The organism is Streptomyces sp. NPDC041135, assembly GCF_055592085.1.
This window is the reverse complement of sequence record NZ_JBVIYZ010000006.1, coordinates 163,516-188,685: the sequence shown is the minus strand read 5'-3', so window position 1 is coordinate 188,685 and position 25,170 is coordinate 163,516. Positions and strand designations below refer to the sequence as shown.

Here is a 25,170-nt window from a genome sequence, read left to right as displayed (position 1 = left end):
TACAGGGATCAAGCACCGGGTGCCTGTGAAAACGCGCACCGTTCGCCGTGTTCGCCTGGCATTGACCTCAGCGCCGCCCGTCCGTCCCGTTCGTGCCGAGCCAGCCCGCCAGCTTGCCGCCGCGGCTGACCGCGCGCAGCCGCCGTTCCGCGGCGTCGCGGACCGGGTCGGTGGCGACCACCAGAAGCTCGTCGCCGTGCCGCAGCACCGTGGCGGGCAGCGGAACGAACGACGTGCCCTCCCGTACGACGAGGGTGACCGCGGCCCCGGCCGGCAGCCGCAGCTCGTGCACCTCCACGCCGTGCATCCGCGAGCCCTCGGCGATGGAGACGGACAGCAGGTGCCCGCGCAGCCGCTCCAGGGGCGCCGACTCGATGCCAAGGTCGGACGCCTCGCCCTGTTCGCCCAGCCGCAGGGCCCGGGCCAGCCAGGGCAGGGTCGGCCCCTGGACGAGGGTGTAGACGACGACCAGGACGAAGACGATGTTGAAGATGCGGCGGCTGCCCCCGACGCCGTTCACCATGGGGATGGTCGCCAGGATGATGGGCACGGCGCCGCGCAGCCCGGCCCAGGACATCAGCGCCTGCTCCTGCCGCGGCACCCGGAAGGGCGCCAGGCTGAGCACCACGCTCAGCGGGCGGGCCACCATGGTCAGCACCATCCCGATGACCAGGGCCGGCCAGACGTCGTCACCGAGTTCGTGCGGGGTGACCAGCAGGCCGAGCAGGACGAACATGCCGATCTGGGCGATCCAGCCCAGCCCGTCGGCGAACCCGCGCGTGGCGGGCCAGTGCGGCAGCCTGGCGTTGCCGAGCATCATCGCCGCAAGGTAGACGGCGAGGAAGCCGCTGCCGTGCGCCAGGGCGCCGGCGGCGTAGGCGGCGACCGCGATGGCCATCACGGCGATGGGGTAGAGGCCGGAGGCGGGCAGGGCCACGTGCCGCAGGCCCCAGGCCCCGATCCAGCCCACCGCCAGGCCCAGGGCCGCGCCGATGGCCAGCTCCGCGGCTATCTCGGCCAGCAGCACGTACCAGTGCTCGACCGGGCCGGCCGTGGAGAAGGCGACGACCAGGATGACCACCGGGGCGTCGTTGAAGCCGGACTCCGCCTCCAGGGTGCCCGTCACGCGCGCGGGGAGGGGGATCCTGCGCAGGACCGAGAACACCGCGGCCGCGTCCGTGGAGGAGACCACCGCCCCGACGATGAGCGCCTGCCGCCACTCCAGCCCCACCAGGTAGTGCGCGCCCGCCGCCGTGACGCCCACGCTGACCGCGACGCCGCCCAGCGCCAGCACGGAGGCGGCCGGCAGGACGGGTCTGACCTCCGACCACTTCGTGCCCAGGCCGCCCTCGGCCAGGATCACGACCAGTGCCGCGTACCCGATGACCTGGGTCAGCTCGGCGTTGTCGAAGTGGACGTCGCCGATGCCGTCCTGGCCCATGAGCATGCCGATCGCCAGGTACACGAGCAGGCTGGGGAGCCCGCTGCGGGAGGAGATCCGGACCGCCGCGACGGCGACGAGCAGGACGAGGGAGCAGGCGAGCAGGAGCTGGTCGAGGTGGTGGACAGTCAGCGGCGCTTCCCTTCAGCGGCTCGCGCGGCGGGCACGAGGTTCTCCTGAGCGGGACCGGGGCCGCGGTACGCCACGGCCCGTTACTTCGTTACCTTACCTAACTCTTGACGCTTTCTTGACGTTCGCCGGGGCAAGATCGAACGCCCGTGCGCGCTCGTTGCCCACTCCGCGTCAAGTGGCGTGGGGCCCTGCGCCTATGGTTGCTCCAGCGCTCATTCAAAGTCACAGCCCGACCTGCCGCTCGCGTTAGGACAGCAAGGACAGCGATGCCCCCCAACACCACCGCCCCCACGGGTGCAGAGCCCGGCAAGCCCGGCAGGAAGAAGGGGCGCAAAGCCCGACTGATCGTGCTGGTGCTGGTCCTGGCCATCATCGGAGGCGTCGCCTACGGGGCGTACTGGTCGATCAGCACCGTCCGCGCGTCCTTCCCGCAGACCAAGGGCTCGATCACGCTCCAGGGGCTCGCCGGTCCCGTCGACGTGAAGCGGGACGGCTACGGCATCCCGCAGATCTACGCGTCCTCCGACCAGGACCTGTTCATGGCCCAGGGCTTCGTCCAGGCGCAGGACCGGTTCTACGAGATGGACGTGCGCCGCCACATGACCTCCGGCCGGCTGTCGGAGATGTTCGGCAAGGGGCAGGTCGAGAACGACGAGTTCCTGCGCACCCTGGGCTGGGACCGGGTGGCGAAGAAGGAGTACGACACCGAGCTGTCGGCCTCCACGAAGAAGTACCTCCAGGCGTACGCCAAGGGAGTCAACGCCTACCTCCAGGGCAAGGACGGCAAGGACATCTCCCTGGAGTACGCGGCGCTGGGCTTCACCAACGACTACAGGCCCGCGCGCTGGACCCCCGTCGACTCGGTCTCCTGGCTGAAGGCGATGGCGTGGGACCTGCGCGGCAACATGCAGGACGAGATCGACCGCGCCCTGATGACCAGCAGGCTCGGCCCGCAGCAGATCAAGGACCTCTACCCGGAGTACCCCTACGGCCGGCACAAGGCGATCGTGCAGGAGGGCCAGTACGACGAGCTGACCGCGTCCTTCCAGCAGAGCGGCGCCGCGAGCGGCTCCCAGGGCACCACCGGCTCCCAGGGCACGGGCTCGCAGGGCACGACGGGAACCTCCGGCTCCGGCACCTCGGGGACCACCGGATCGGCCCTCACGAGCCAGCTGGGGGGCCTCTACGACGTCCTCGACGACGTCCCCCAGGCCGTCGGCGTGAACGGCCAGGGCATAGGCTCCAACTCGTGGGTCGTCGGCGGGAAGTACACCATCACCGGCAAGCCCCTGCTGGCCAACGACCCGCACCTGTCCGCGTCGCTGCCGTCCGTCTGGTACCAGATGGGCCTGCACTGCCGCTCGGTCTCGCGCGCGTGTCCGTACGACGTCACCGGCTACACCTTCGCCGGCATGCCAGGTGTGATCATCGGCCACAACGCGGACATCGCGTGGGGCATGACCAACTCCGGCGTCGACGTCACCGACCTCTACCTGGAGAAGCTCAGCGGCAGCGGCTACCTCTACGACGGCAAGGTCAGGCCCTTCACCACCCGTGAGGAGACCATCGAGGTCGCCGGCGGCAAGGCGAAGAAGATCGTCGTACGGCAGACCGACGACGGGATGCCCCTGCTGTCCGACCGTGACGACGACCTCGTGAAGGTCGGCAGGAAGGCCACCGTCGACACCGCGGCGCCCGACCGGGGCGACGGCTACGGCATCGCCCTGAAGTGGACCGCCCTGCAGCCGGGCACCTCCATGGACGCCGTCTTCGCCCTCGACAGGGCGACCGACTGGAACGGGTTCCGGCAGGCGGCCTCACTGTTCGACGTGCCGTCGCAGAACCTGATCTACGCCGACACCAAGAACAACATCGGCTACACCCTGCCGGGCAGGATCCCCGCCCGCACGTCGGCCGACAGCGGCTCCATCCCGGCGCCGGGCTGGGACTCGCAGTACCGCTGGACCGGTTACCTCAAGCAGGACCAGCTGCCCTACGAGCTGAACCCGAAGCGCGGCTACATCGTCACCGCCAACCAGGCGGTGGTCGGCAAGCACGACTACCCCTACACGCTCACCACCGACTGGGGCTACGGCACCCGCAGCCAGCGCATCACCGACCTGATCGAGTCCAAGATCAAGGGCGGCGGCAAGGTCTCCACCGACGACATGCGCCAGATGCAGACGGACAGCAGCAGCGAGATCGCCAGGCTGCTCGTGCCCAAGCTGCTGAAGATCGACCTCGACGACCCGAACGTGCGGCAGGCGCAGAAGCTCCTGGAGGGCTGGGACTACACCCAGGACGCCGACTCCGCCGCGGCCGCCTACTTCAACGCCGTCTGGCGCAACATCGTCAAGCTCGCCTTCGGCAACAAGCTGCCCAAGGAGCTGCGGGTCAAGGGCCAGTGCCTGTGGGTGGACAAGATCGACTCCACCGGCCCGGTGGACGACGACGCCAAGGTGCGCGAGTGCGGCGAGCGCGCCGCCGACCAGGCCCAGCCGGACGGCGGCGACCGCTGGTTCGAGGTGGTCCGCACGCTGATGGACAAGCCGGACAGCGACTGGTGGAAGACGCCGGCCGCGGGCACCCGCCCGAAGGCCGACAACCGCGACGAGCTGTTCGCCCGCGCCCTGATCGACGCCCGCTGGGAGCTGACCTCCAAGCTGGGCAAGGACATCGACACCTGGAGCTGGGGCCGGCTGCACCGGCTGTTCCTGAAGAACCAGACCCTGGGCACGGCGGGCCCCGGCCTGCTGCAGTACGTCCTCAACCGCGGCCCCTGGAAGCTCGGCGGCGGCGAGGCGGCCGTCGACGCCACCGGCTGGAACGCCGCCGGCGGGTACGGCGTGATCTGGGTGCCGTCGATGCGGATGGTCGTCAATCTCGCCGACCTCGACAAGTCGAAGTGGATCAACCTCACCGGGGCCTCGGGACACGCCTACAGCGCCCACTACACCGACCAGACCGCGAAGTGGGTCAAGGGCGAACTGCTGCCCTGGTCGTTCTCCGAGGACGCCGTCGGCAAGAGCACCAGCGACACCCTGGTGCTCAGGCCGTGAGCCGGTGACCGCACCCCCGGCGAGCCGCTGAACCGGCCCCCCACGCGCGCGTGGGGGGCCGCGTCGCGTCCGCGCGCGGGGCGGGGCGGCTCAGGCGCGGGGGAAGCGGCGCACCCCCGAGGGCGTCACCACCGCCCGCACCGGCCGGTCGTGCGCCTGGGCCGGGACCCGCTCCACGACCTCCGCGTCGTACAGCAGCACCACCAGCGCCGGGGACGCCCCCGCGCGCTCCAGGCGCGCCAGCACGCGGTCGTAGGAGCCGCCGCCGCGCCCCAGCCGCATCCCGCGCGCGTCCACCGCGAGACCGGGCAGCAGGACGACGTCGGCCGCCAGCACCGCGTCCGGGCCGAGGCGTTCGCCGGACGGCTCCAACAGCGCCATCCGGCCGCCGTGTTCCACGCGCGCGAGGGACGCCGGCCCGTCGTAGACGCCCCAGTCCAGGTCGTTGTCGGGCAGCAGGACGGGCAGCAGCACGCGCACCCCCCGCGCGCGCAGCGCCTGAAGCAGTGCGGAGGTGCCCGGTTCGGCGCCGACGGAGACGTACGCCGCCACCGTGCGCGCGTCCGCCAGTTCGGGCAGTTGCAGCGCGCACCCGGCCAGCGCGGCGCCGGCCACCTCGACGTCACGCGCCGTCAACCTGTTCCTCACCGCGCTGAACTCCCGCCGCAACATTCGCTTGCCAGGCTCACCCGGGCGTCCGACGTGTTCCACGGTTCTCTTCGCACCCTTCTCAATGCGCTCATATACGGGCCATTGAAGCGGGAGCCACAGAATTCCCACAAAGGCACCGGATAAGGTTGCGGCATGACTCAGTCGCACCCCAGGATCAGCAAGGCTGTCATCCCCGCAGCAGGCCTCGGCACCCGGTTCCTGCCGGCCACCAAGGCCACTCCCAAGGAGATGCTGCCGGTCGTCGACAAGCCGGCGATCCAGTACGTGGTCGAGGAGGCCGTGTCGGCGGGGCTCGATGACGTCCTCATGATCACCGGGCGCAACAAGCGCCCGCTCGAGGACCACTTCGACCGCAACTACGAGCTGGAGTCGGCGCTGCAGAAGAAGGGCGACGCCGGCCGCCTGGCCAAGGTGCAGGAGTCCAGCGACCTGGCCACCATGCACTACGTGCGCCAGGGCGACCCCCGGGGCCTCGGCCACGCCGTGCTGTGCGCCGCCCCGCACGTCGGCGACGAGCCCTTCGCCGTACTGCTCGGCGACGACCTGATCGACCCGCGCGACCCGCTGCTCCAGCGCATGATCGAGGTCCAGGAGCAGCACGGCGGCAGCGTCGTCGCCCTCATGGAGGTCGCGCCCGAGCAGATCCACCTCTACGGCTGCGCCGACGTGGAGACCACCGACGACGGCGACGTGGTGAAGGTGACCGGCCTGGTCGAGAAGCCCGACCCGGCGGACGCCCCGTCGCACTACGCGATCATCGGCCGCTACGTCCTCGACCCGCACGTCTTCGGCATACTGCGGCAGACCGAGCCGGGCCGCGGCGGCGAGATCCAGCTCACCGACGCGCTCCAGCAGCTCGCCCAGGACGAGAAGGTCGGCGGCCCCGTGCACGGCGTCGTCTTCACCGGCCGCCGCTATGACACCGGCGACCGCGGCGACTACCTGCGTGCCATTGTCAGACTCGCATGCGAACGTGAGGACCTGGGCCCGGACTTCCGGACCTGGCTCCGCAGTTACGTAGCCGAGGAGATGCAGCAACGTTGAGCAGCGCCGCGCCCCGCCCCGACGGCCCCGACCGCCTGTGGTCGGTGGACGAGCACCTGGAGGACATCCTCAGCACCGTCCGCCCCCTGGAGCCCATCGAGCTGCAACTGCTCGACGCCCAGGGCTGCGTCCTGGTCGAGGACGTCATGGTGCCGGTCTCCCTGCCGCCCTTCGACAACAGCTCGATGGACGGGTACGCGGTGCGGGTCGCGGACGTGGCCGGGGCGAGCGAGGAGTTCCCGGCCGCCCTGGAGGTCGTCGGGGACGTCGCCGCGGGCTCGGCCGGCGGACTCCACGTCGGTCCCGGCCAGGCCGCCCGCATCATGACCGGCGCCCCGCTGCCGGCCGGCGCCGAGGCCGTGGTCCCCGTGGAGTGGACCGACGGCGGGCTCGGCGGGGGCCCGGCCCACGGGATGCGGGCGCGCAGCCTGGCTCCCGAGGGCGCCGAGGGCCAGGTGCGCGTGCACCGGCCGGCCGAGGCACGCGCGCACGTGCGGTCCCAGGGCAGCGACGTACGGGCGGGGGAGCGCGCCCTGGAGGCCGGCACCGTCCTCGGGCCGCCGCAGCTCGCGCTGCTCGCCGCCGTCGGCCGCGGCAGCGTGCGCGTGCGCCCGCGCCCGCGCGTGGTCGTGCTGTCGACGGGAAGCGAACTCGTCCAGCCCGGCGAGAGCCTGGGCGGCGGCCAGATCTACGACTCCAACAGCTTCGCCCTCACCGCGGCCGCCCGGGACGCGGGCGCCATCGCCTACCGGGTGGGCGCCGTCGCCGACGACGCCGAGACGCTGCGGACCACCATCGAGGACCAGCTCATCCGGGCCGACCTGCTGGTCACCACGGGCGGCGTGAGCGTCGGCGCCTACGACGTCGTCAAGGAGGCGCTGGCCCACGTCGGCGACGAGGACGAGCCCGGCGGCGGGGTGGACTTCCGCAAGCTCGCCATGCAGCCCGGCAAGCCGCAGGGCTTCGGCTCCGTCGGCCCCGACCACACGCCGCTGCTGGCCCTGCCCGGCAACCCGGTGTCGTCGTACGTCTCCTTCGAGCTGTTCGTGCGGCCCGCGATCCGCGCGCTGATGGGTTTGGCGGACATCCACCGGCCCCGCACGACGGCGACCCTGGCGGCGGACGGCCCGCTCTCCTCGCCCAAGGGCCGCAGACAGTTCCTGCGCGGCACGTACGCCGACGGCACGGTGACCCCCGTGGGCGGCGCCGGCTCCCACCTGATCGCGGCGCTGGCCCGTGCCGACGCGCTGATCGTGGTGCCCGAGGACGTGGAGTCCGTCGAGCCCGGTGCCGAGGTGGAGGTCGTCCGGCTCGGCTGACCGGCGCCCGCGGGGTCCTGCCCCGGTGCGCGCGCCGGCTTGCCGGTACCGTGTCGCGCACACAGGCCCACGCGCCGCACCGCGACGGGCCCGGACCGGGAGCGCCACACAGCATGACTGAGCCGTCCCGGGGGAACGCCCCCGGACCTTCCGCGCACGACCGACTGACGCACATCGACGAGGCGGGCGCGGCCCGCATGGTCGACGTGTCGGACAAGGCCGTGACCGCGCGCACCGCCCGCGCCAGCGGCCGGGTCCTCGTCTCGCCCCGCGTGATCGAGCTGCTGCGGGGCGAGGGGGTCCCCAAGGGGGACGCCCTGGCCACCGCGCGCATCGCGGGCATCATGGGTGCCAAGCGCACCCCGGACCTGATCCCGCTGTGCCACCCGTTGTCGGTGTCGGGTGTGAAACTGGACCTGTCGGTCGCGGACGACGCCGTGGAGATCCTGGCCACCGTGCGGACCACGGACCGCACGGGCGTCGAGATGGAGGCGCTCACGGCGGTGGCGGTCGCCGCGCTCACCGTGATCGACATGGTCAAGGCGGTCGACAAGGGAGCGGTCATCACGGACGTGCGGGTGGAGGAGAAGACAGGCGGCAAGTCGGGCGACTGGAGCCGGGCGTGAGCGCCGGGCCGGCCGCCGCGGACGCGGCGGGCACGCCGTACCGCGCGCTGGTCGTGACCGCGTCCAACCGGGCCGCCGCGGGTGTCTACGAGGACCGGGGCGGTCCGCTGATCGCCGAGGGCCTGCGGGGCTTCGGCTTCGTGGTCGAGGGGCCGCAGGTCGTGCCGGACGGCGACCCGGTCGAGGCCGCCCTGCGAGCGGCCGTGGCGGCCGGGTACGACGTCGTCGTCACCACGGGCGGCACCGGCATCTCGCCCACCGACCGCACGCCCGAGGCGACCCGCCGGGTCGTCGACCACGAGGTGCCGGGCATCCCGGAGGCCATCCGGGCGTTCGGCCGGCAGAAGGTGCCGACCGCCGCGCTCTCCCGGGGGCTGGCCGGTGTGGCGGGCCGCACGCTGATCGTGAACCTGCCGGGCTCCACCGGTGGGGTGCGCGACGGACTGGCGGTCCTGGAGCCGCTGCTGGCGCACGCCGTCGACCAGCTCCGCGGCGGCGACCACCCCCGCCCCGCCGGGGAGCCGGCGCCGCCCGGAGGACCTGGCTCCGACGGCTCCCACGGCTCCCGTGCGGACCGGGCGGAACCCTCCGGGGGTGCGAGCTGAACGGCCCGTCCTGGCCCGCCGTGCTGGCGGACGGCGATGTCGTCCTCCGGCCGATAAAGCTGCGCGACCAGCGGGTCTGGCGCGAGGTGAACCAGCGCAACCGCGACTGGCTGCGCCCCTGGGAGGCCACGATCCCGCCGCCCACCCCCAGCGGCCCGATCGCGCACCGCCCGACCTACCGGCAGATGGTCCGGCACCTGCGGTCCGAGGCGAACTCGGGCCGCATGCTGCCGTTCGTCATCGAGTACGAGGGCCGTCTGGTGGGGCAGTTGACCGTCGCCGGGATCACCTGGGGGTCGATGTGCTCGGGGCACGTCGGCTACTGGGTGGACGAGTCGGTGGCCGGGCGCGGAGTGATGCCGACGGCCGTGGCGCTGGCGGTGGACCACTGTTTCCGCACGGTCGGCCTGCACCGCATCGAGGTCTGCATTCGCCCCGAGAACGGGCCCAGCCGCCGGGTGGTGGAGAAACTCGGATTCCGCGAGGAGGGGCTGCGGCCGCGTTATCTGCACATCGACGGCGCCTGGCGCGACCACCTGGTCTTCGCGCTCACCGCTGAGGAAGTACCCGAGGGACTGCTCGCGCGCTGGCGGCGCTCGCGCTCCCGGCGGACACCACACACGCCCTGAGGCGGCGCCGGCCGGTGGCAGGCGGGCCCGGACGGGTGCCGGGGCCGTAAATCCCGTCCAGCCCCGGTAATTGAATACATGTTCGAAATTGTTCGCTCCCTGACCGTCTCAGGTCATTGAATTCGCCACCGCTGGCGGTCAGCTGATCGCATCAGTCGCAAAAAAAGCTGGAAATATCAGCTAGATCGTGCGACACACCGGCTCAATTGGCAGATGGCCTCACACAAACCCCTCTACCGTGTGAGGCGTGAGCAGCAGCGGCCTGATCTACGCAGTCATTGTCGGGGCCTGGGCCGCCTACTTGGTGCCGATGTGGCTCCGTAGGCAGGACGAGCTGAACGAGGCCCGTCCGACGGAACGCTTCAGTACCGCCATCCGGCTGCTGTCCGGACGGGCGGGGATGGAGCGCCGGTACGCCAAGGACCTGCGGGCGCGCTCCGCCCAGGAGGGGGAGCCGGACGCCGGCGAGCCGGACGCGGTCACCGATTCGGTGGACGTCCGGGCCTTCGCCGTGCCTCCGACCCGCCGTCAGGTCCGGGTGGAGAGCGAGCCGGAGGCGCCCGTCCGTACCGAACCGGCGCGCGACCAGGCGGACGCCCCGACCCCCACGTCCCAGCCCGGACCGGCGCGTCACGCGCCGGCCGTGCCGGCCCAGCACCAGGGAGGCGCGCCCGCGCACCGCCCGGGCAGCGTGCCCGCGCAGAAGCGGGTGCCCAGCGCCCAGCGCACGACCGCGGCGCAGGCGGCCGCGGCGCGCGCCCAGCGCACGAAGGTGCTCGCCCGGCGGCGGCGCACCACGGTGGTGCTCTTCCTCGCGTTCACGCTCGGCGCCGTCGTCGCCGCGGTCGGGGGGCTCGCCTTCCTCTGGGCCCCCGCCGCGCCCGCCGTCCTGCTCAGCGGGTACATCGCCCACCTGCGCGTGCAGGAGCGCCGGCGCTTCGCCTACCAGATGGACCGCCGCCGCGCGGAGGTCGCGGCGCAGCGCCTGCGGGAGCGTCAGCCGCGCCGGCGTGCGCCCCAGGGCGCGGGTCCCGGCGCCGACGACGCGGACGAGGGAGCGGAGAGCCGGACCGACCCCGGGATGTCCGCGCTCGCCGCCGACCGGCGCGCCCTCGTCGAGCAGACCGATCACGCCGAGTGGGTCGACCAGCAGCGCGAGGGGCAGCGGCGGCCCGGGCACGGCGACAGCTGGGACCCGGTCCCGGTGCCGCTGCCGACGTACGTGACCGCGCCGGTCGCGCCGCGGGCCACCTCCGACGTGGACCTCGGGGCGCCCGACGCCTGGAGTTCGGCGCGCTCCAGCGCGGTCGGGCCGGAGCACGAGACCGGGGCCGGGCGGGAGGCGCCGGCGGCGGAACCGGCGCCCGACGACGACAAGCCGGCGGGCGGCCGCAGTGACGCGCGCCGCGCGGTCTCCGCGCGCCGCTCCCGCGAGCGCGGGCGTACGCCCCTGTTCGACCAGTACGAGGACGGCGACCGTCCGCGTGCCGCCAACGAGTAGTGACGCACCTGCCCCGAGCGGCGCCGACCGGCTGGGAACGGATTTCCAAGCACCCCGACGGGGATGCTAAAGTTTCACTCGTTGCAAGGGCCTGTGGCGCAGTCCGGTAGCGCACCTCGTTCGCATCGAGGGGGCCAGGGGTTCAAATCCCCTCAGGTCCACGCAGCATGAAGCCCCTGTCGGCAGTAGCCGACAGGGGCTTCATCGTGTGCGCCGCGGGGCGGTTACAGCGGCTTGGCGTAGCAGAGGCTTTCCGGGTACTCCCGGTAGTAGCCGAACTTGGTGCAGGGCGCGTAGCCGCTGGAGGCGTACAGGGCGACGGCCTCCGGCTGCTTGGTGCCGGTCTCCAGGACCATGCGCCGCCGGCCGGCCGCGCGGGCGTCCTCCTCCAGCGCCGCCAGGATCCGCCGGGCCAGCCCCTGGCCCCGCGCGGCCTCGACCACGTACATGCGCTTGATCTCGGCGTCGCCGTTCTCGTTGCCCTCGCCGTTCTCCTCCTGGCTGCGCCAGCCACCGGTGGCCACGGGCCGGTCCAGGGCGTCGTAGGCGATCAGGAAGATGCCGTTGGGCGGGTCGAAGTCCGCCGCCTCGAGGACGGTGGCGTCACCGCCGTCGCCGTAGCGCAGGTGGTACTCGGCCTGGACCTCGTCGTTGAGCTTGACGGCGTCGGGGTGGTCGAAGGCAACACGGCGTATATTCATGCTGGGCATCGTACATTCATGCAGGAGCCTCCCTGGGTGGGCCGGCGTCGGCGGACACGGACACCCTCCAGTGTGCCGGTATCGTGCCCGGGTGCTGACTGTGACCTCGGTGAACGTGAACGGACTGCGGGCCGCCGCGAAGAAGGGCTTCGTGGAGTGGCTCGGCGCGACCTCCGCGGACGTGCTGTGCCTCCAGGAGGTGCGCGCGGAACCGCAGCAACTGCCCGAAGGCGTACGGCAGCCCGCCGGCTGGCATGTGGTGCACGCCCCGGCCGCCGCCAAGGGGCGCGCGGGCGTCTCCCTGTACACCCGGCGGGAGCCGGACCGGGTGCGGATCGGGTTCGGCTCGGCCGAGTTCGACGGCGGCGGGCGGTACGTCGAGGCGGACCTGCCCGGTGTGACGATCGCCTCCCTCTATCTGCCCTCCGGCGAGGTCGGCACCGAGCGGCAGGACGAGAAGATCCGCTTCATGGGCGAGTTCCACGCCTACCTCAAGGAGCTGCGCGAGCGCGCCGCGGCCGACGGGCGCGAGGTGCTGGTCTGCGGCGACTGGAACATCGCCCACCGCGAGGCCGACCTGAGGAACTGGCGCGGCAACACCAGGAACTCCGGCTTCCTGCCCGAGGAGCGGCAGTGGCTCGGCGCGGTGCTCGACCCGGCCGACGGCGGTTACGTCGATGTCGTGCGCGCCCTGCACCCGGACGCCGAGGGGCCGTACTCCTGGTGGTCGTACCGGGGGCGGGCCTTCGACAACGACTCCGGCTGGCGCATCGACTACCACGTGTCCACGCCGGGCCTGGCCGGCCGGGCGGTCAAGGGCTTCGTGGAGCGGGCGGCCACCCACGCCGAGCGCTGGTCGGACCACGCGCCGGTGACCGTCGTGTACGACCTCGGGTGACCGGCGGCGGGTGCTCGACGGCCTCCCCCGGGTGATCAGTCCCGTTTGGTCAGGCGGCGGTCCAGGGCCAGGGAGAGTTCCGCCTCCACCACGCTGCGGGCCAGCGGGCGCAGGCGGTGCAGGTCCTCCTCGGGGCCGTGGCGCAGGATCAGCTCGGCGAACAGGTCGGCCAGGGCCTCGGCGTGCTCGCGGACGCGGGCGCCGGCCGTGAGGACCTCCGCGAGCGGTATGCCCTCGCGGACCAGCGCGGAGGAGACGTCCAGCAGCCGCCGGCTGATGTGGACGATCTCGTCGCCGTCGGTGCCCAGGTAGCCCAGCTCCATGGCGCCGGCGAGGTTCTCCGGGGTGACCTCGCCCTCGAAGCGGGCGGCGAGTTCCTCGGGTGTGAGGCGGACCGGCTCCTCCTCGGTCGGGGTGCCGACCCCGAGCACGTCGGCGACGTCCCGGCCGTGGTCGAAGGCCTCGGCCAGCTCCGCGATCCCGCTGAGCGTGTGACCGCGCTCCAGCAGCGCCGATATCGTGCGCAGCCGGGCCAGGTGGTGGTCGTCGTACCAGGCGATACGGCCCTCGCGGCGGGGTGGCGGCAGGAGCTTGCGCTCGCGGTAGAAGCGCAGGGTGCGCACGGTGACGCCGGCGAGCCGGGCCAGTTCCTCCATGCGGTACTCGCGCGGTGCGCCGGGTCGTCCTGCGTCGTCTGCCACATCCGCAGCCTAAGTGGTACCGCCGGTAACCGTGGATGAGCCGCTGGTGCGAACGGTTCCGCCGTGACCCCTACCGCTCGGTACGGAGCTGCTCTACAGTCCCATTGCGCCAGTGTTCACTGGCAGAGTCGGCGGCGATGCGTGGAGGCTCCGGGATGGCCGAGCACGAACACGAACATGTACGGGTGGCGGTGATCGGGTCCGGGTTCGGCGGACTCGGCGCCGCGGTGCGGCTGCGCCGCGAAGGGATCACGGACTTCGTGGTCCTGGAGCGGGCCGGCAGCGTCGGAGGCACCTGGCGGGACAACAGTTACCCCGGCTGCGCCTGCGACGTCCCCTCCCACCTGTACTCCTTCTCCTTCGCACCCAACCCGGACTGGCCGCGGACCTTCTCCGGGCAGGAGCACATCCGCGCCTATCTGGAGCACGTCACCGACGTCTTCGGCCTGCGGCCGCACATCCGCTTCGACTCCGAGGTCAAGCGGATGACCTGGAACCCGCAGCGGCTGTGCTGGGACATCGAGACGGCCTCCGGCCCGCTCTCCGCCGACGTCGTCGTGTCCGCGACCGGCCCGCTGTCCGACCCCAGGATCCCCGACATCCCGGGCCTCGAGTCCTTCCCCGGGAAGGTCTTCCACTCGGCCCGCTGGGACCACGACTACGACCTGCGCGGCAAGCGCGTGGCGATGGTCGGCACCGGGGCCTCCGCGATCCAGATCGTCCCGGCCATCCAGCCCGAGGTCGGCAGGCTGACGGTCTTCCAGCGCACCCCGCCCTGGGTGATGCCCCGGATGGACAGGGCCATCGGCGAGGCCGAGCGGCGGCTGCACCGGGCGCTGCCGTTCACCACCCAGGCCCGGCGCGGACTGCTGTGGGGCATCCGGGAACTCCAGGTGCAGGCGTTCACCAAGCGCCCCGACGAACTCGGCCTGGTCGAGCGGCTCGCCAAGCGCAACATGGCCCGCGCCGTCAAGGACCCCGCGCTGCGCGCCAGGCTCACCCCCGACTACCGCATCGGCTGCAAGCGCATCCTGCTGTCCAGCACGTACTACCCGGCCCTGGCCCGGCCCAACGTGGACGTCGTGGCGAGCGGTGTCACCGAGGTCCGCGGACCGGCCGTCGTCGCCGCCGACGGCAGCGAGACCGAGGTCGACGCGATCATCTTCGGCACCGGCTTCCACGTCACGGACATGCCCATCGCCGAGCGCGTGGTCGGCGCGGACGGCGTCACGCTCGCCGAGACCTGGAAGGACGGCATGCGGGCGCTGCGCGGCGCGAGCGCGGCCGGGTTCCCCAACTTCCTGACCGTCATCGGGCCCAACACCGGCCTCGGCAACTCCTCCATGATCCTGATGATCGAGTCCCAGCTGAACTACCTGGCCGACTACCTGCGCCAGCTCGACGTCCTCGGCGGCCGCACCGCCCTCGTCCCCCGCCCGCGCGCCGTCGAGGCCTGGAACCAGCGGGTGCAGGAGCGGATGAAGCGGACCGTGTGGAACACCGGCGGCTGCACCAGCTGGTACCTCGACGCGAGCGGCCGCAACACCACCATCTGGCCCGGTACGACGACGGAGTTCCGGCGCGCCACCCGGCGGGTGGACCTGGCGGAGTACGAGGTCGTCCGCGGGCCCGCCACCACCGGCACCCCGGGCGGCGCCGCCTCCCTCGGCGCCGGGAGCGAGACCGTCGCATGAGCGCGAGCCCCGCTCCCGGCTCGGAGCCGAGCCCGCGCACGCCCACGACCGCGACCGCGCCCTCGAACACGACCGCCGCGGCAGGTCGCTACGACCCGCCCGTCCCCGACCGGGTGCTCACCGCGCTCTCGGCCGACGGCGCGCGGCTGCACGTCGAGGTGCACGGCCCCGAGGGCGCGCCGCCCGTCGTCCTCGCCCACGGCTGGACCTGCTCGACCGCCTTCTGGGCGGCGCAGATCCGGGACCTCGCGACCGACCACCGCGTCATCGCCTACGACCAGCGGGGCCACGGCCGCAGCCCGGTCAGCGCCGCCTGCACCACCGAGGCGCTGGCGGACGACCTGGAGGCGGTGCTGGCACACACCCTCGCGGCGGGGGAGAAGGCCGTGATCGTGGGCCACTCCATGGGCGGCATGACCGTCATGGCCGCCGCGGCGCGCCCCCGCTTCCGCGCCCACGCCGGCGCGGTACTGCTGTGCAGCACGGGCAGTTCACGGCTGGTGGCGGAGTCGCTCGTGGTGCCGATGCGCGCCGGCGCCGTACGCACCTGGCTCACCGCCCGCGTCCTGGGCTCGCGCGCCCCGCTCGGCCCGGTCACCCCACCGGCCCGCCGCATCCTCAAGTACGCCACCATGGGCCCCGGTTCGGCCCCGCACATGGTGGAGGCCTGCGCCCGGATCGTGCACGCCTGTCCGAGCGGGGTGCGCCACACCTGGTCCCGGGTGCTGGAGAGCCTCGACCTCGCGCACGGGGTTCGGGAACTGCACGTCCCCACCGCCGTGGTGGCCGGCACCGCCGACCGCCTCACACCCCCGGTGCACGCCCGCGCGCTGGCCGCCGAACTCCCCGACTGCGTCGGCCTCACGGAGCTGCCCGGGATCGGCCACATGACCCCGGTCGAGGCGCCCGAGCTGGTGACGGCACGCATCCGCGAACTCACCGCCGCCCACCTGTTGGCCCCCGCCCCGCGGGACACCGGCGCCGGCCCGCACACCGACAACCGCACGGACATCAAGGAGGGTGCATGAGCAGGGTGAGCCTCGAAGGACAGGTCGCCGTCGTCACCGGGGCGGCGCGCGGCGTCGGGGAGTTGCTCGCGCGCAAACTGTCGGCACGCGGCGCGAAGGTGGCACTGGTCGGGCTGGAGGAGGAGGCGCTGAAGGAGGTCTCCGGGCGGCTGCACGGCGAGAGCGCCCACTGGTACGCCGACGTCACCGACCACGAGACGATGGCCCGGGTCGCCCAGGAGGTCAAGGACCGGTTCGGGAAGGTCGACATCGTCGTCGCCAACGCGGGCGTGGCCACCGGCGGGCCCTTCGCCGACTCCGACCCGGCGGCCTGGCGGCGCGTGATCGAGGTCAACCTGATCGGCTCGGCGGTGACCGCCCGCGCCTTCCTGCCGGTGCTCACCGAGAGCCGCGGCTACCTGCTCCAGGTCGCCTCCCTCGCCGCGATGACCCCGGCGCCGATGATGACGGCGTACTGCGCCTCCAAGTCGGGCGTGGAGGCGTACGCGCACAGCCTGCGCGCGGAAGTCGGCCACCAGGGTGTGCGGGTCGGCGTCGCCTACCTGTCCTGGACGGACACCGACATGGTGCGCGGCGCCGATCAGGACGACGTCATGCGGGAGTTGAGGCAGCGGCTGCCGTGGCCGTCCAACAAGACCTATCCGCTCGGCCCGGCCGTGGACCGGCTGGTGGCCGGGATCGAGCACCGGTCGGCGCACGTCTACGGGCAGTGGTGGCTGCGCGGGATGCAGGGGATGCGCGGTTACCTGCCGGCGCTCATCGGGACCGTCGGGCAGCGCGAGATGAGGCGGTTCGCGCCGCGGCTGGCGGGCATGCGCACCGGGCTCGTCGGGGCGGGCGGGGCGGCGGACGAAGAGGCCCGGGCTACGCACCGTAACTGATCGAAATGCGCAGTGTGTCCGGCCGTGTGAATCTGGTCGAGGCCCCAGCGAGGGGCCAATCCCCCTGATTCACCAGGAGTGAGCCCACATGGGTATCAAGGACCAGTTCCAGGAGAAGGCCGGCAAGATGCAGGACCAGGCCAAGCAGAAGATCGGCGAGGGCCGGGAGAAGGCGGGCGAGCGCGCCCAGCAGCCGCGTGAGCGTGGGACGCAGCAGCCGGGCGAGCGGGGTCAGCAGCCCGGCGAGCGTGGTCAGCAGCCGCGTGAGCGGGGCCGTCAGGGCATGACGGACCCGGCGGAGCGGGAGATGTCCGAGCGGTTCGACCAGGACTACGACGTCTAGTCGCTGCGCTCGGCTGTTGCTGGTGGTGTGGGGTGCCCCTCTGTTGTGGGGGTGCCCCACGCCGCGTTTTTGTGGGGGCTGAGGGTGTTGCCGGGTGCGGGTCGGCTGGCCGTTTTGCGCAGTTCCCCGCGCCCCTGAGGTTGTGCGGGTGCGGGTTCGTTGTGGGATTTGCGCAGTTCCCCGCGCCCCTGCGAGGGGGCTACGGGGTGGGTCTTGGGGGGAGGGGTGGGCGGGTGTGGGTGGGGGGTGTGGGGGTGGTGGGGGGTGTGGCGGGTGGGGTGGTGGTGAGGAGGGTGAGGGCCAGCCGGACCGCGTCGGTCAGTTGGGCGTGGCGGCCCTCGGCCCAGTCCAGGGGGGTGCGGAGGATCTCCAGGTCGGGAGCGACGCCGTGGTTCTCCACGGACCAGCCGTAGGCGTCGAACCAGGCCGCGTTCATCGGGACCGTGATGACCGTGCCGTCGCCGAGGCGGTGGCGTCCGGTCATGCCGACCACGCCGCCCCAGGTGCGCTGCCCCACGACCGGGCCGAGACCGAGGAGTTTGAAGGCGGCGGTGATCATGTCGCCGTCGGACGAGGTGGCCTCGTCGGCGAGGGCCACGATCGGGCCGCGCGGGGCGTTGGAGGTGTAGGACACCGGCTCGGCGCCCCGAGTGAGGTCCCAGCCGAGGACGGTCCGGCTCAGCTGCTCGACGACCAGCTCGCTGATGTGACCGCCCGCGTTGCCGCGCACGTCCACGATCAGCGCGGGCCGGGACACCTCCATGCGCAGGTCCCGGTTGAACTGGGCCCAGCCCGAGCCGCCCATGTCCGGGATGTGCAGGTAGCCGCACGCGCCGTCGCTCAGCTCCCGTACGACCTCGCGGCGTTTGGCCACCCAGTCCTGGTAGCGCAGCGGCCGTTCGTCGGTCAGCGGGACCACGGCCACCCGGCGGGCCCGGCCCGCTTGCCCCTCCCCGGGGGCGAACGTCAGCTCCGCGGTGGTGCCGCCCGCGCCGGCCAGCAGCGGGTACGGCCCCGTCCGCGGGTCCACCGGACGCCCGTCGACGTGGGTCAGGACCGCGCCCTCGCGGATGCCGGTGCCGGCCAGCGGGGAGCGGGCCCGGGAGTCGGAGGAGTCGCCGGGCAGGATGCGCTTGACCAGCCACCTGCCGTCCCGGCAGACGAAGTTGGCGCCGAGCAGGCCCTGGCGGCGCTGGTAGTGCGGCGGGCCCTCGTTGCGGCGGGCGGCGGTGACGTAGGCGTGCGAGGTGCACAGCTCGCCGAGGACCTCGCGCAGCAGGTCGGCGAACTCGTCCGGGGAGGCGACCCGTTCGACCAGCGGCCGGTACTGCTCCAGCACCGCCTCCCAGTCGATGCCGCACATCCCCTGGTCCCAGAAGTACGCCCGGATCAGCCGGCCGGCCTCCGCGTAGGACTGGCGCCACTCGGCGGCCGGGTCGACGGTGTGCAGGACGCGGCGCAGGTCGATCCAGACCGTCGTGTCGCCGTCACCGCTCTCCGTGGACGGCACCGCGCGCAGCTCGTCGTCGTCGATCACGACCAGCCGGGTGCCGTCGCCGCTGAGCGCGAACCAGTCGAGGTGGCCGACGAGTTCGGACCGCTTCGCCTTGCTGATGCTGAAGTACTCCAGGGTCGGGCGTCCGCTGGTGTCGGCCGGGTTGACGAAGGTCTCGCCGAGCGCGCCGGAGATGGGCCAGCGCAGCCAGACCAGGCCGCCGCCCGCCACCGGGCGCAGCGCCGAGTACTTGGAGGCGGTCACCGGGAACGGCGTCACCCGGCTCTCCAGCCCCTCGGCCTCCACGGTCACCGCGGCGCCGTCCCCGGTGTCCTCGTCCACGGGGTCGAGACCGCCGGCCGCGGGACGGCCCTCGGGGTTCAGCGCGAACGGTGAGGGCGTCGCGGAGGACAGCGGCACCAGGTAGGGGCGGCAGCCCAGCGGGAAGGACAGGTCGCCGGTGTGGACGTCGTAGACGGGGTCGAAGCCGCGCCAGGAGAGGAAGGCCAGGTAGCGGCCGTCCCGGGTGAACACGGGGTTCTCGTCCTCGAAGCGGCCGTTGGTGACGTCGACGACCGTGCCGTCCGTGATCCGCGCCAGCTTGATCTGGCGCAGGGTCCGGCCGATGCCGGGGTGCGACCAGGCCACCCAGCAGCCGTCCGGGGAGAAGGCCAGGTCGCGGACCGGTCCGTTGGCCGAGCGGATCAGCTCCCGCACGCCGCCCGTACCGCCGGTGGCCGCGTCGGCGCCCGCCTCGCCGGTTCCCGGCTCCGCTTCCGGCCCGGCGTTCTCTCCGGCGTTCTCTCCGGCGTCCTCCCCGGCCGCCGTACCGGCGTCGTCCCGGGGTACCTCGAGGAGCAGCAGGCGGCCGTCGTGCGAGGCGACGGCGAGGCGTTCGCCCCGGGGGTCGGAGACCAGTTCCAGTACCCGGCCCAGCTCGCCGGGGGCCAGCCGGCGCGGGGCGCGGCCGCCGGTGACGCGGGGCAGGTGGGCGATCTCGACGGCGTCCTCGCCCTCGGCGTCGGTGACGTAGGCGACCTGCCCGGTGGCGCCCAGCATCTCCGGCAGCCGGACGCGTACGCCGGGGGTGTCGGTGAGGGTGCGGGCGGGGCCGTCGCGGTGGGTGAGCCAGTACAGGCTGCCGCGGACGACGACGGCACTGGCCCGGCCGGTGTCGTCGACGGCGATGCCGTCCACGTGCTGGGCGGCGGGCACCTGGTGCCTGCGGCGGCCCGCGCGCGGCCCGGACAGCCGTACCTCCAGCTTGCGCGGCACCGATCGCGGGGAGAGGTCGTCGACCATCCAGAGGTCGCCCGCGCACTGGTAGACCACGCGGGTGCCGTCACCGGCGGCGTGCCGGGCGTAGAAGTCGGCGTGGTCGGTGTGGCGGCGCAGGTCGGAGCCGTCGTGGGCGCAGGAGTAGAGGTTGCCGATGCCCTCGTGGTCGGAGAGGAAGGCGATCCGGTCGCCGACGAACAGGGGCGAGTGCAGATGGCCGCCGATGCCGGGCAGCAGCCGCTGTCCGTGCAGCCACAGCCGGCCCGTGGCGCCGCCCCGGTAGCGCTTCCAGGAGGCCGGTTCGTGCGGCGGGGTGCCGGTCAGCAGCAGGGTCCTGCGCTCTCCGTCGACGTCGGCGACCTGGATGTCGGAGACCGGGCCCCAGGGCAGCTTGCGGCCGGGGTCGCCGTCGGGGGTGACCTTGTGGGCCCAGGTGAAGTACGAGAAGGGCTCGCCGTGCGAGGCGACGGCGAGGACGTCGCCCTCCGGGGTCCAGCCGCAGACCCGGGTGTCCGCGCTGCCCCAGTACGACAGCTGCCGAGCCGGTCCGCCGTCCACGCCTGCCAGGTGGATCTCGGGCGCCAGGGTGCGCCAGGTCGTGTACGCGATGTGGCGGCCGTCGGGTGAGAAGCGGGGGTGGCCGGTCCTGGCGCGGTCCACCGTGAGCCGCCAGGCGCGGCCGGGGGAGTCCAGGGGGGCCACCCAGAGGTCGTCCTCGGCGACGAAGCACAGCAGGTCACCGTTGAGGTGGGGCAGGCGCAGATAGCTCACCTCCCCATGCTTTTCCGGTGGCTGGAGGCGGGCAACTCGTGCGGCGCCTCGTGCCGCGCCTCCCGCGGGCCCTGTGCGGAGCCTTATGCGGAGCCGACAGACGTGAGCCAGCACACGTACGAAACGGTTTCGTTTCGATGAGCGGCTGCGCTACGTTGGTCACGTACGAGAGCCGAAGGGCCGGAGCGGGAAGGTGAGGGACATGACCGAGGCAGCCGCCGCGCGTCGCAGTCGGATCACGCCCGAGCGCGAGGCCGAGCTGTACTCGGCCGTGCTTGACCTGCTCCGCGAAGTCGGTTACGACGCCCTCACCATGGACGCCGTGGCCGCCCGCACCCGTTCCAGCAAGGCCACGCTCTACCGCCAGTGGGGCGGCAAGGCCGAGCTGGTCGTCAGGGCCGTCCGGCACAGCAAGCCCGGCAGCTCCGACGCCATCGACACCGGCTCGCTCCGCGGCGACCTGCACGCCATGGCGGCGCGCGAGGACGACTGCACCATGGAGCGCAACTCCGCGCTGATGCGGGGGGTGGCCATGGCCATCCACACCAACCCGGACCTGCGCCGGACGTTCCGCGAACAGCTGATCGAACCGGAGATGGAGGCGTTCCGGCGAGTGCTGGAGCGCGCCGTCGACCGGGGCGAGATCCGCGCCGACTGCCCGGCGCTGGAGTTCGTGCTGCACATGATGGTCGGCGGCTTCGCCACCCGTGCGCTGCTCGACGACCAGCCGCCGACCCGGGCCTTCATCACCTCGTACTTCGACGCCGTGGTCCTCCCCGCCCTCGGCGTTCCGGCCGGCTGATCCCCTCTTTCCGGCAAGCCCACCTCCTGACGTAACCGCTCACGTCGTCGGGCTGATCATCCCTGCCCCGAAACACCCCACGACTGACCGGGAGTACGCCCTCGTGGCCACGTTCCTCTACCGACTCGGCCGGCTCGCCTACCGGCGACGCCACTTCGCCCTCCTGATATGGGTGGCGCTGCTCACCCTCGCCGGGGTGGGCGCCGCCTCCGCGCCCCCCGCGGGCAACACCTCCTTCTCCGTGCCCGGCACCGAGGCGCAGCGCGCCTTCGACCTGCTGGAACAGCGCTTCCCCGGGATGAGCGCCGACGGCGCCACCGCCCGGGTCGTCTTCGAGGCGCCGGGCGGCGAGAAGATGACGGACGCCGCCAACAAGAAGGCCGTGCGGGCGGTGGTGCGGGAGCTGAAGGACGGCTCCGAGGTGTCCACCGTCGCCGACCCCTACACCGGGCACGCCGTCAGCAAGGACGGCACGATCGCGTACGCCTCGGTGAAGTACGACGTCTCCGGCATGGAACTGAAGGACTCCTCCCGGGAGGCCCTGAAGGCGGCGGCGCAGGACGCGCGGGACGCCGGACTGACCGTCGAGATCGGCGGTGACGCCCTCAGCGCCACCCCGGAGACCGGCTCCAGCGAGGTCATCGGCATCGCCATCGCCGCGGTCGTCCTCGTCATCACCTTCGGCTCGCTCATCGCGGCCGGCCTGCCGCTGCTGACGGCGATCATCGGCGTCGGCATCGGCGTCTCCACGATCACCGCGCTGGCCGGCACCCTGGACCTGGGCTCCACCACCTCCACCCTGGCCACCATGATCGGCCTCGCCGTCGGCATCGACTACGCGCTGTTCATCGTCTCCCGCTACCGCGCCGAACTGGCCGAGGGCCGCGAACGCGAGGAGGCGATCGGCCGGGCCGTCGGCACGGCGGGCTCCGCGGTGGTCTTCGCGGGCCTGACCGTCGTCATCGCCCTGGTCGGCCTGTCGGTGGTCAACATCCCGATGCTGAGCAAGATGGGCATCGCGGCCGCCGGCACGGTCGCCGTCGCCGTCCTCATCGCGCTCACCCTGATCCCGGCGCTGCTCGGCTACGCGGGCCGCACGATCCGGCCGGCCGGCCAGAAGAGCAGGCTGCTCGGCGGTGCCCGCGCCGCCCGGAACGCGGGCCGCCCCAACATGGGCACCCGCTGGGCGAGCTTCGTGGTGCGCCGTCCGGTGGCCGTGCTGCTGCTCGGCGTGGTCGGCCTCGGCGCCGCCGCGGTCCCGGCCGCCTCCCTGGAGCTGGGCCTGCCCGACGACGGCTCCCAGCCGGTCTCCACCACCCAGCGCCGCGCCTACGACCTGCTCTCCGACGGCTTCGGCCCCGGCTTCAACGGGCCGCTGCTGATCGTGGTCGACGCCAAGGACAGCGCCCACCCCAAGACCGCCTTCACCGAGGTCCGCGACGAGATCAAGGGCCTCAAGGACGTGGTCACGGTGACCCCGGCCGCGCCCAACAAGGCCGGCGACACCGCCACCATCACCGTGATCCCCGACTCCAAGCCGTCCTCGGCCACCACTGAGGACCTGGTGCACGCCATCCGGGACAAGGGCGCGTCCATCACCTCGGCCACCGACGCCGAGGTCCTGGTCACCGGCTCCACGGCGATGAACATCGACGTCTCGCAGAAGCTGAACGACGCGCTGCTGCCCTACCTCGCGCTGGTGGTCGGCCTCGCCTTCCTGCTGCTGATCGTGGTCTTCCGCTCGGTCCTCGTCCCGCTGAAGGCGGCCCTCGGCTTCCTGCTCAGCGTGCTCGCCGCGCTCGGCGCGGTGGTCGCGGTCTTCCAGTGGGGCTGGCTGTCCGGCCTGATGGGCGTCGAGGAGACCGGCCCGGTGATGTCGATGATGCCGATCTTCATGGTGGGCGTGGTCTTCGGCCTCGCGATGGACTACGAGGTCTTCCTGGTGACCCGCATGCGGGAGGCCTACGTCCACGGCGAGAAGCCCGGCCAGGCGGTCGTCACCGGGTTCCGGCACGGCGCCCGCGTGGTCACGGCGGCGGCCGTCATCATGATCGCGGTGTTCTCCGGCTTCATCGGCTCCAGCGAGGCCATGGTGAAGATGATCGGCTTCGGTCTCGCCATCGCCGTGTTCTTCGACGCCTTCGTCGTGCGCATGGCGATCGTCCCCGCGGTGCTCGCCCTGCTCGGCAAGCGGGCCTGGTGGCTGCCGGCCTGGTTGGACCGCGCCCTGCCCAACGTGGACGTCGAGGGCGAGGGCCTGCGTACGCAGTCCGACCCCGACGGCCGGCGGGAGCTGGCCCGCGCCTGACGCGGGCACCCGCGAAGAGGCCGGTGAGGGCCCCGTACGGACGGGCCGCCCTCACCGGCCTCTTCGCACGCACGCCACGCACCCGGCGGTCCGGTACACCGCGCATCGCGGCCGCCGGGGCGCTGGTGGCGGGGACCGGGCTGCTGCCGCACGCCGGGTGAGCCGGCCGTGCAATGGGGAACCGGGGAGGCCGGGGCGGCAGTTGGGGAAGGTGAGAGCCGAGCCGGCATCGAGGGAACGTACCGACCACAAGGAGTCGTCATGACCGACAAGCCGACCGTGAGCGTCCTGGGCACCGGCATCATGGGCGCCGCGATGGCCCGCAACCTCGCCCGCGCCGGGCACCCCGTCCGCGCCTGGAACCGCACCCGCGCCAAGGCCGAACCCCTGACCGCCGACGGCGCCCACGTCAGCGACACCCCCGCCGAGGCCGTCGAGGGCGCCGACGTCGTCCTCACGATGCTGTACGACGGCCCCGCCGCCCTGGAGGTCATGCGCGAGGCGGCCCCGGCCCTGCGTCCCGGCGCCGCCTGGGCCCAGTCGACCACGGCCGGGATCGACGCCGTCGCCGAGCTGGCCGGCTTCGCCCGCGAGCACGGCCTGGTCTTCTACGACGCCCCCGTCCTCGGCACCCGGCAGCCCGCCGAGGCCGGACAGCTGACCGTGCTGGCGGCCGGGCCGCACGAGGGCCGGGAGGCGGTCACCCCGGTGTTCGACGCGGTCGGCGCCCGTACGGTGTGGACCGGCGACGACGGCGCCGCGGGCTCCGCCACCCGGCTGAAGCTGGTCGCCAACAGCTGGGTCCTCGCGGCCACCGCGGCGGCCGGGGAGACCCTCGCCCTCGCCCAGGGCCTCGACGTCGACCCGGAGAGCTTCTTCGAGCTGATCGCGGGTGGCCCGCTCGACATGGGGTACCTGCGGGCGAAGACCGGACTGATCCGCGAGGACCGGCTGACCCCGGCCCAGTTCGCGGTGAACACCGCGGAGAAGGACGCCCGGCTGATCGTCGAGGCCGGTGAGCGCGCCGGCGTCACGCTCGACGTCGCCGCCGCGACCGCCGAACGGCTCGCCCGGGCCGCCGCCCTCGGCCACGCCGACGAGGACATGGCCGCCGCCTACTTCGCCAGCTTCGGCGCCGCCGGCCCGCGCGGCGGGCAGACCGGCTGAGCGCGGATCCGCCGAGCCGGGACCGGGCCCGGGCCGGCCGGGACACGGGACCCGCGCCGGACCGGTGCCCACGAC

The 25,170-nt window shown here is 73.1% G+C and carries 20 protein-coding genes and 1 tRNA gene; 16 read left to right on the top strand and 5 right to left on the bottom strand.

Annotated elements, in window-relative coordinates:
• Positions 1-67: 67 nt before the first annotated feature.
• The gene (locus ACZ6CZ_RS16595) at positions 68-1,573 is read right to left on the bottom strand and encodes a potassium/proton antiporter (protein WP_469021631.1); all 1,506 of its coding nucleotides are present in this window, start codon (positions 1,571-1,573) and stop codon (positions 68-70) included.
• A 266-nt stretch (positions 1,574-1,839) separates the two neighbouring features.
• Between ACZ6CZ_RS16595 and ACZ6CZ_RS16590 the strand changes: the two genes are divergently transcribed.
• A complete protein-coding gene (locus ACZ6CZ_RS16590) occupies positions 1,840-4,632 on the top strand; it encodes a penicillin acylase family protein (protein WP_469020945.1) in 2,793 nt (930 codons plus the stop codon).
• A gap of 90 nt (positions 4,633-4,722) precedes the next feature.
• Here ACZ6CZ_RS16590 and ACZ6CZ_RS16585 read toward each other — a convergent pair whose 3' ends face one another.
• Positions 4,723-5,304 (bottom strand): 5-formyltetrahydrofolate cyclo-ligase, encoded by a 582-nt coding sequence (locus ACZ6CZ_RS16585; RefSeq protein ID WP_469021626.1) that lies wholly within the window; start codon positions 5,302-5,304, stop codon positions 4,723-4,725.
• Between the two features lie 132 nt (positions 5,305-5,436).
• Here ACZ6CZ_RS16585 and galU point away from each other — a divergent pair, with 132 nt between their 5' ends.
• From galU to ACZ6CZ_RS16550, 7 genes are all read left to right on the top strand, one after another.
• Complete coding sequence (gene galU / locus ACZ6CZ_RS16580; RefSeq protein WP_469020942.1) at positions 5,437-6,348, top strand: UTP--glucose-1-phosphate uridylyltransferase GalU; 912 nt, start codon at positions 5,437-5,439, stop codon at positions 6,346-6,348.
• On the top strand, positions 6,345-7,667 hold the full coding sequence (gene glp / locus ACZ6CZ_RS16575; RefSeq protein ID WP_469020939.1) for a molybdotransferase-like divisome protein Glp: 1,323 nt from the start codon (positions 6,345-6,347) through the stop codon (positions 7,665-7,667). The genes galU and glp overlap by 4 nt, the downstream gene beginning before the upstream one ends.
• 113 nt (positions 7,668-7,780) lie before the next feature.
• Positions 7,781-8,293 (top strand): cyclic pyranopterin monophosphate synthase MoaC, encoded by a 513-nt coding sequence (moaC, locus tag ACZ6CZ_RS16570; RefSeq protein WP_469020937.1) that lies wholly within the window; start codon positions 7,781-7,783, stop codon positions 8,291-8,293.
• Complete coding sequence (locus tag ACZ6CZ_RS16565) at positions 8,290-8,898, top strand: MogA/MoaB family molybdenum cofactor biosynthesis protein (RefSeq protein WP_469020934.1); 609 nt, start codon at positions 8,290-8,292, stop codon at positions 8,896-8,898. The genes moaC and ACZ6CZ_RS16565 overlap by 4 nt, the downstream gene beginning before the upstream one ends.
• Positions 8,899-8,918: 20 nt before the next feature.
• Entirely contained in the window at positions 8,919-9,527 is a 609-nt protein-coding gene (locus ACZ6CZ_RS16560; protein ID WP_469020932.1) for a GNAT family N-acetyltransferase, read from the top strand.
• A 247-nt stretch (positions 9,528-9,774) separates the two neighbouring features.
• Positions 9,775-11,028 (top strand): divisome protein SepX/GlpR, encoded by a 1,254-nt coding sequence (sepX, locus tag ACZ6CZ_RS16555; protein WP_469020929.1) that lies wholly within the window; start codon positions 9,775-9,777, stop codon positions 11,026-11,028.
• A gap of 87 nt (positions 11,029-11,115) precedes the next feature.
• Positions 11,116-11,189: transfer RNA gene (locus ACZ6CZ_RS16550), tRNA-Ala, on the top strand.
• Positions 11,190-11,252: 63 nt separating this feature from the next.
• Here ACZ6CZ_RS16550 and ACZ6CZ_RS16545 read toward each other — a convergent pair.
• On the bottom strand, positions 11,253-11,729 hold the full coding sequence (locus ACZ6CZ_RS16545) for a GNAT family N-acetyltransferase (protein ID WP_469020927.1): 477 nt from the start codon (positions 11,727-11,729) through the stop codon (positions 11,253-11,255).
• Positions 11,730-11,820: 91 nt separating this feature from the next.
• Here ACZ6CZ_RS16545 and ACZ6CZ_RS16540 point away from each other — a divergent pair, with 91 nt between their 5' ends.
• Positions 11,821-12,627 (top strand): exodeoxyribonuclease III, encoded by an 807-nt coding sequence (locus ACZ6CZ_RS16540; protein ID WP_469020925.1) that lies wholly within the window; start codon positions 11,821-11,823, stop codon positions 12,625-12,627.
• A gap of 35 nt (positions 12,628-12,662) precedes the next feature.
• On the opposite strand, the gene ACZ6CZ_RS16535 is transcribed toward ACZ6CZ_RS16540, so the two are convergent.
• Positions 12,663-13,283: a MerR family transcriptional regulator gene (locus ACZ6CZ_RS16535; protein ID WP_469021624.1), complete on the bottom strand. Its 621-nt coding sequence runs from the start codon at positions 13,281-13,283 to the stop codon at positions 12,663-12,665.
• A 200-nt stretch (positions 13,284-13,483) separates the two neighbouring features.
• Between ACZ6CZ_RS16535 and ACZ6CZ_RS16530 the strand changes: the two genes are divergently transcribed.
• The 4 genes from ACZ6CZ_RS16530 to ACZ6CZ_RS16515 all read left to right on the top strand — a co-directional run bounded on the left by ACZ6CZ_RS16530 (position 13,484) and on the right by ACZ6CZ_RS16515 (position 17,274).
• Positions 13,484-15,022, top strand: coding sequence for a flavin-containing monooxygenase (locus tag ACZ6CZ_RS16530; RefSeq protein WP_469020922.1), 1,539 nt, complete (start codon positions 13,484-13,486; stop codon positions 15,020-15,022).
• Positions 15,019-16,050, top strand: coding sequence for an alpha/beta fold hydrolase (locus ACZ6CZ_RS16525; RefSeq protein ID WP_469020920.1), 1,032 nt, complete (start codon positions 15,019-15,021; stop codon positions 16,048-16,050). The genes ACZ6CZ_RS16530 and ACZ6CZ_RS16525 overlap by 4 nt, the downstream gene beginning before the upstream one ends.
• Positions 16,047-16,931, top strand: a complete 885-nt coding sequence (locus tag ACZ6CZ_RS16520; protein WP_469020918.1) for an SDR family oxidoreductase — start codon at positions 16,047-16,049, stop codon at positions 16,929-16,931. The genes ACZ6CZ_RS16525 and ACZ6CZ_RS16520 overlap by 4 nt, the downstream gene beginning before the upstream one ends.
• A gap of 88 nt (positions 16,932-17,019) precedes the next feature.
• Positions 17,020-17,274 (top strand): hypothetical protein, encoded by a 255-nt coding sequence (locus ACZ6CZ_RS16515; RefSeq protein ID WP_469020915.1) that lies wholly within the window; start codon positions 17,020-17,022, stop codon positions 17,272-17,274.
• Positions 17,275-17,473: 199 nt separating this feature from the next.
• Here the strand turns inward: ACZ6CZ_RS16515 and ACZ6CZ_RS16510 are convergent, their stop codons facing one another.
• On the bottom strand, positions 17,474-20,818 hold the full coding sequence (locus ACZ6CZ_RS16510; protein WP_469020912.1) for a S41 family peptidase: 3,345 nt from the start codon (positions 20,816-20,818) through the stop codon (positions 17,474-17,476).
• Positions 20,819-21,020: 202 nt separating this feature from the next.
• On the opposite strand from ACZ6CZ_RS16510, the gene ACZ6CZ_RS16505 reads away from it, so the two are divergent.
• The 3 genes from ACZ6CZ_RS16505 to ACZ6CZ_RS16495 all read left to right on the top strand — a co-directional run bounded on the left by ACZ6CZ_RS16505 (position 21,021) and on the right by ACZ6CZ_RS16495 (position 25,095).
• Positions 21,021-21,620, top strand: a complete 600-nt coding sequence (locus ACZ6CZ_RS16505) for a TetR/AcrR family transcriptional regulator (RefSeq protein WP_469020910.1) — start codon at positions 21,021-21,023, stop codon at positions 21,618-21,620.
• A gap of 103 nt (positions 21,621-21,723) precedes the next feature.
• Positions 21,724-23,928, top strand: a complete 2,205-nt coding sequence (locus tag ACZ6CZ_RS16500; protein WP_469020908.1) for an MMPL family transporter — start codon at positions 21,724-21,726, stop codon at positions 23,926-23,928.
• A gap of 261 nt (positions 23,929-24,189) precedes the next feature.
• Entirely contained in the window at positions 24,190-25,095 is a 906-nt protein-coding gene (locus tag ACZ6CZ_RS16495; protein WP_469020906.1) for an NAD(P)-dependent oxidoreductase, read from the top strand.
• Positions 25,096-25,170 lie beyond the last annotated feature (75 nt).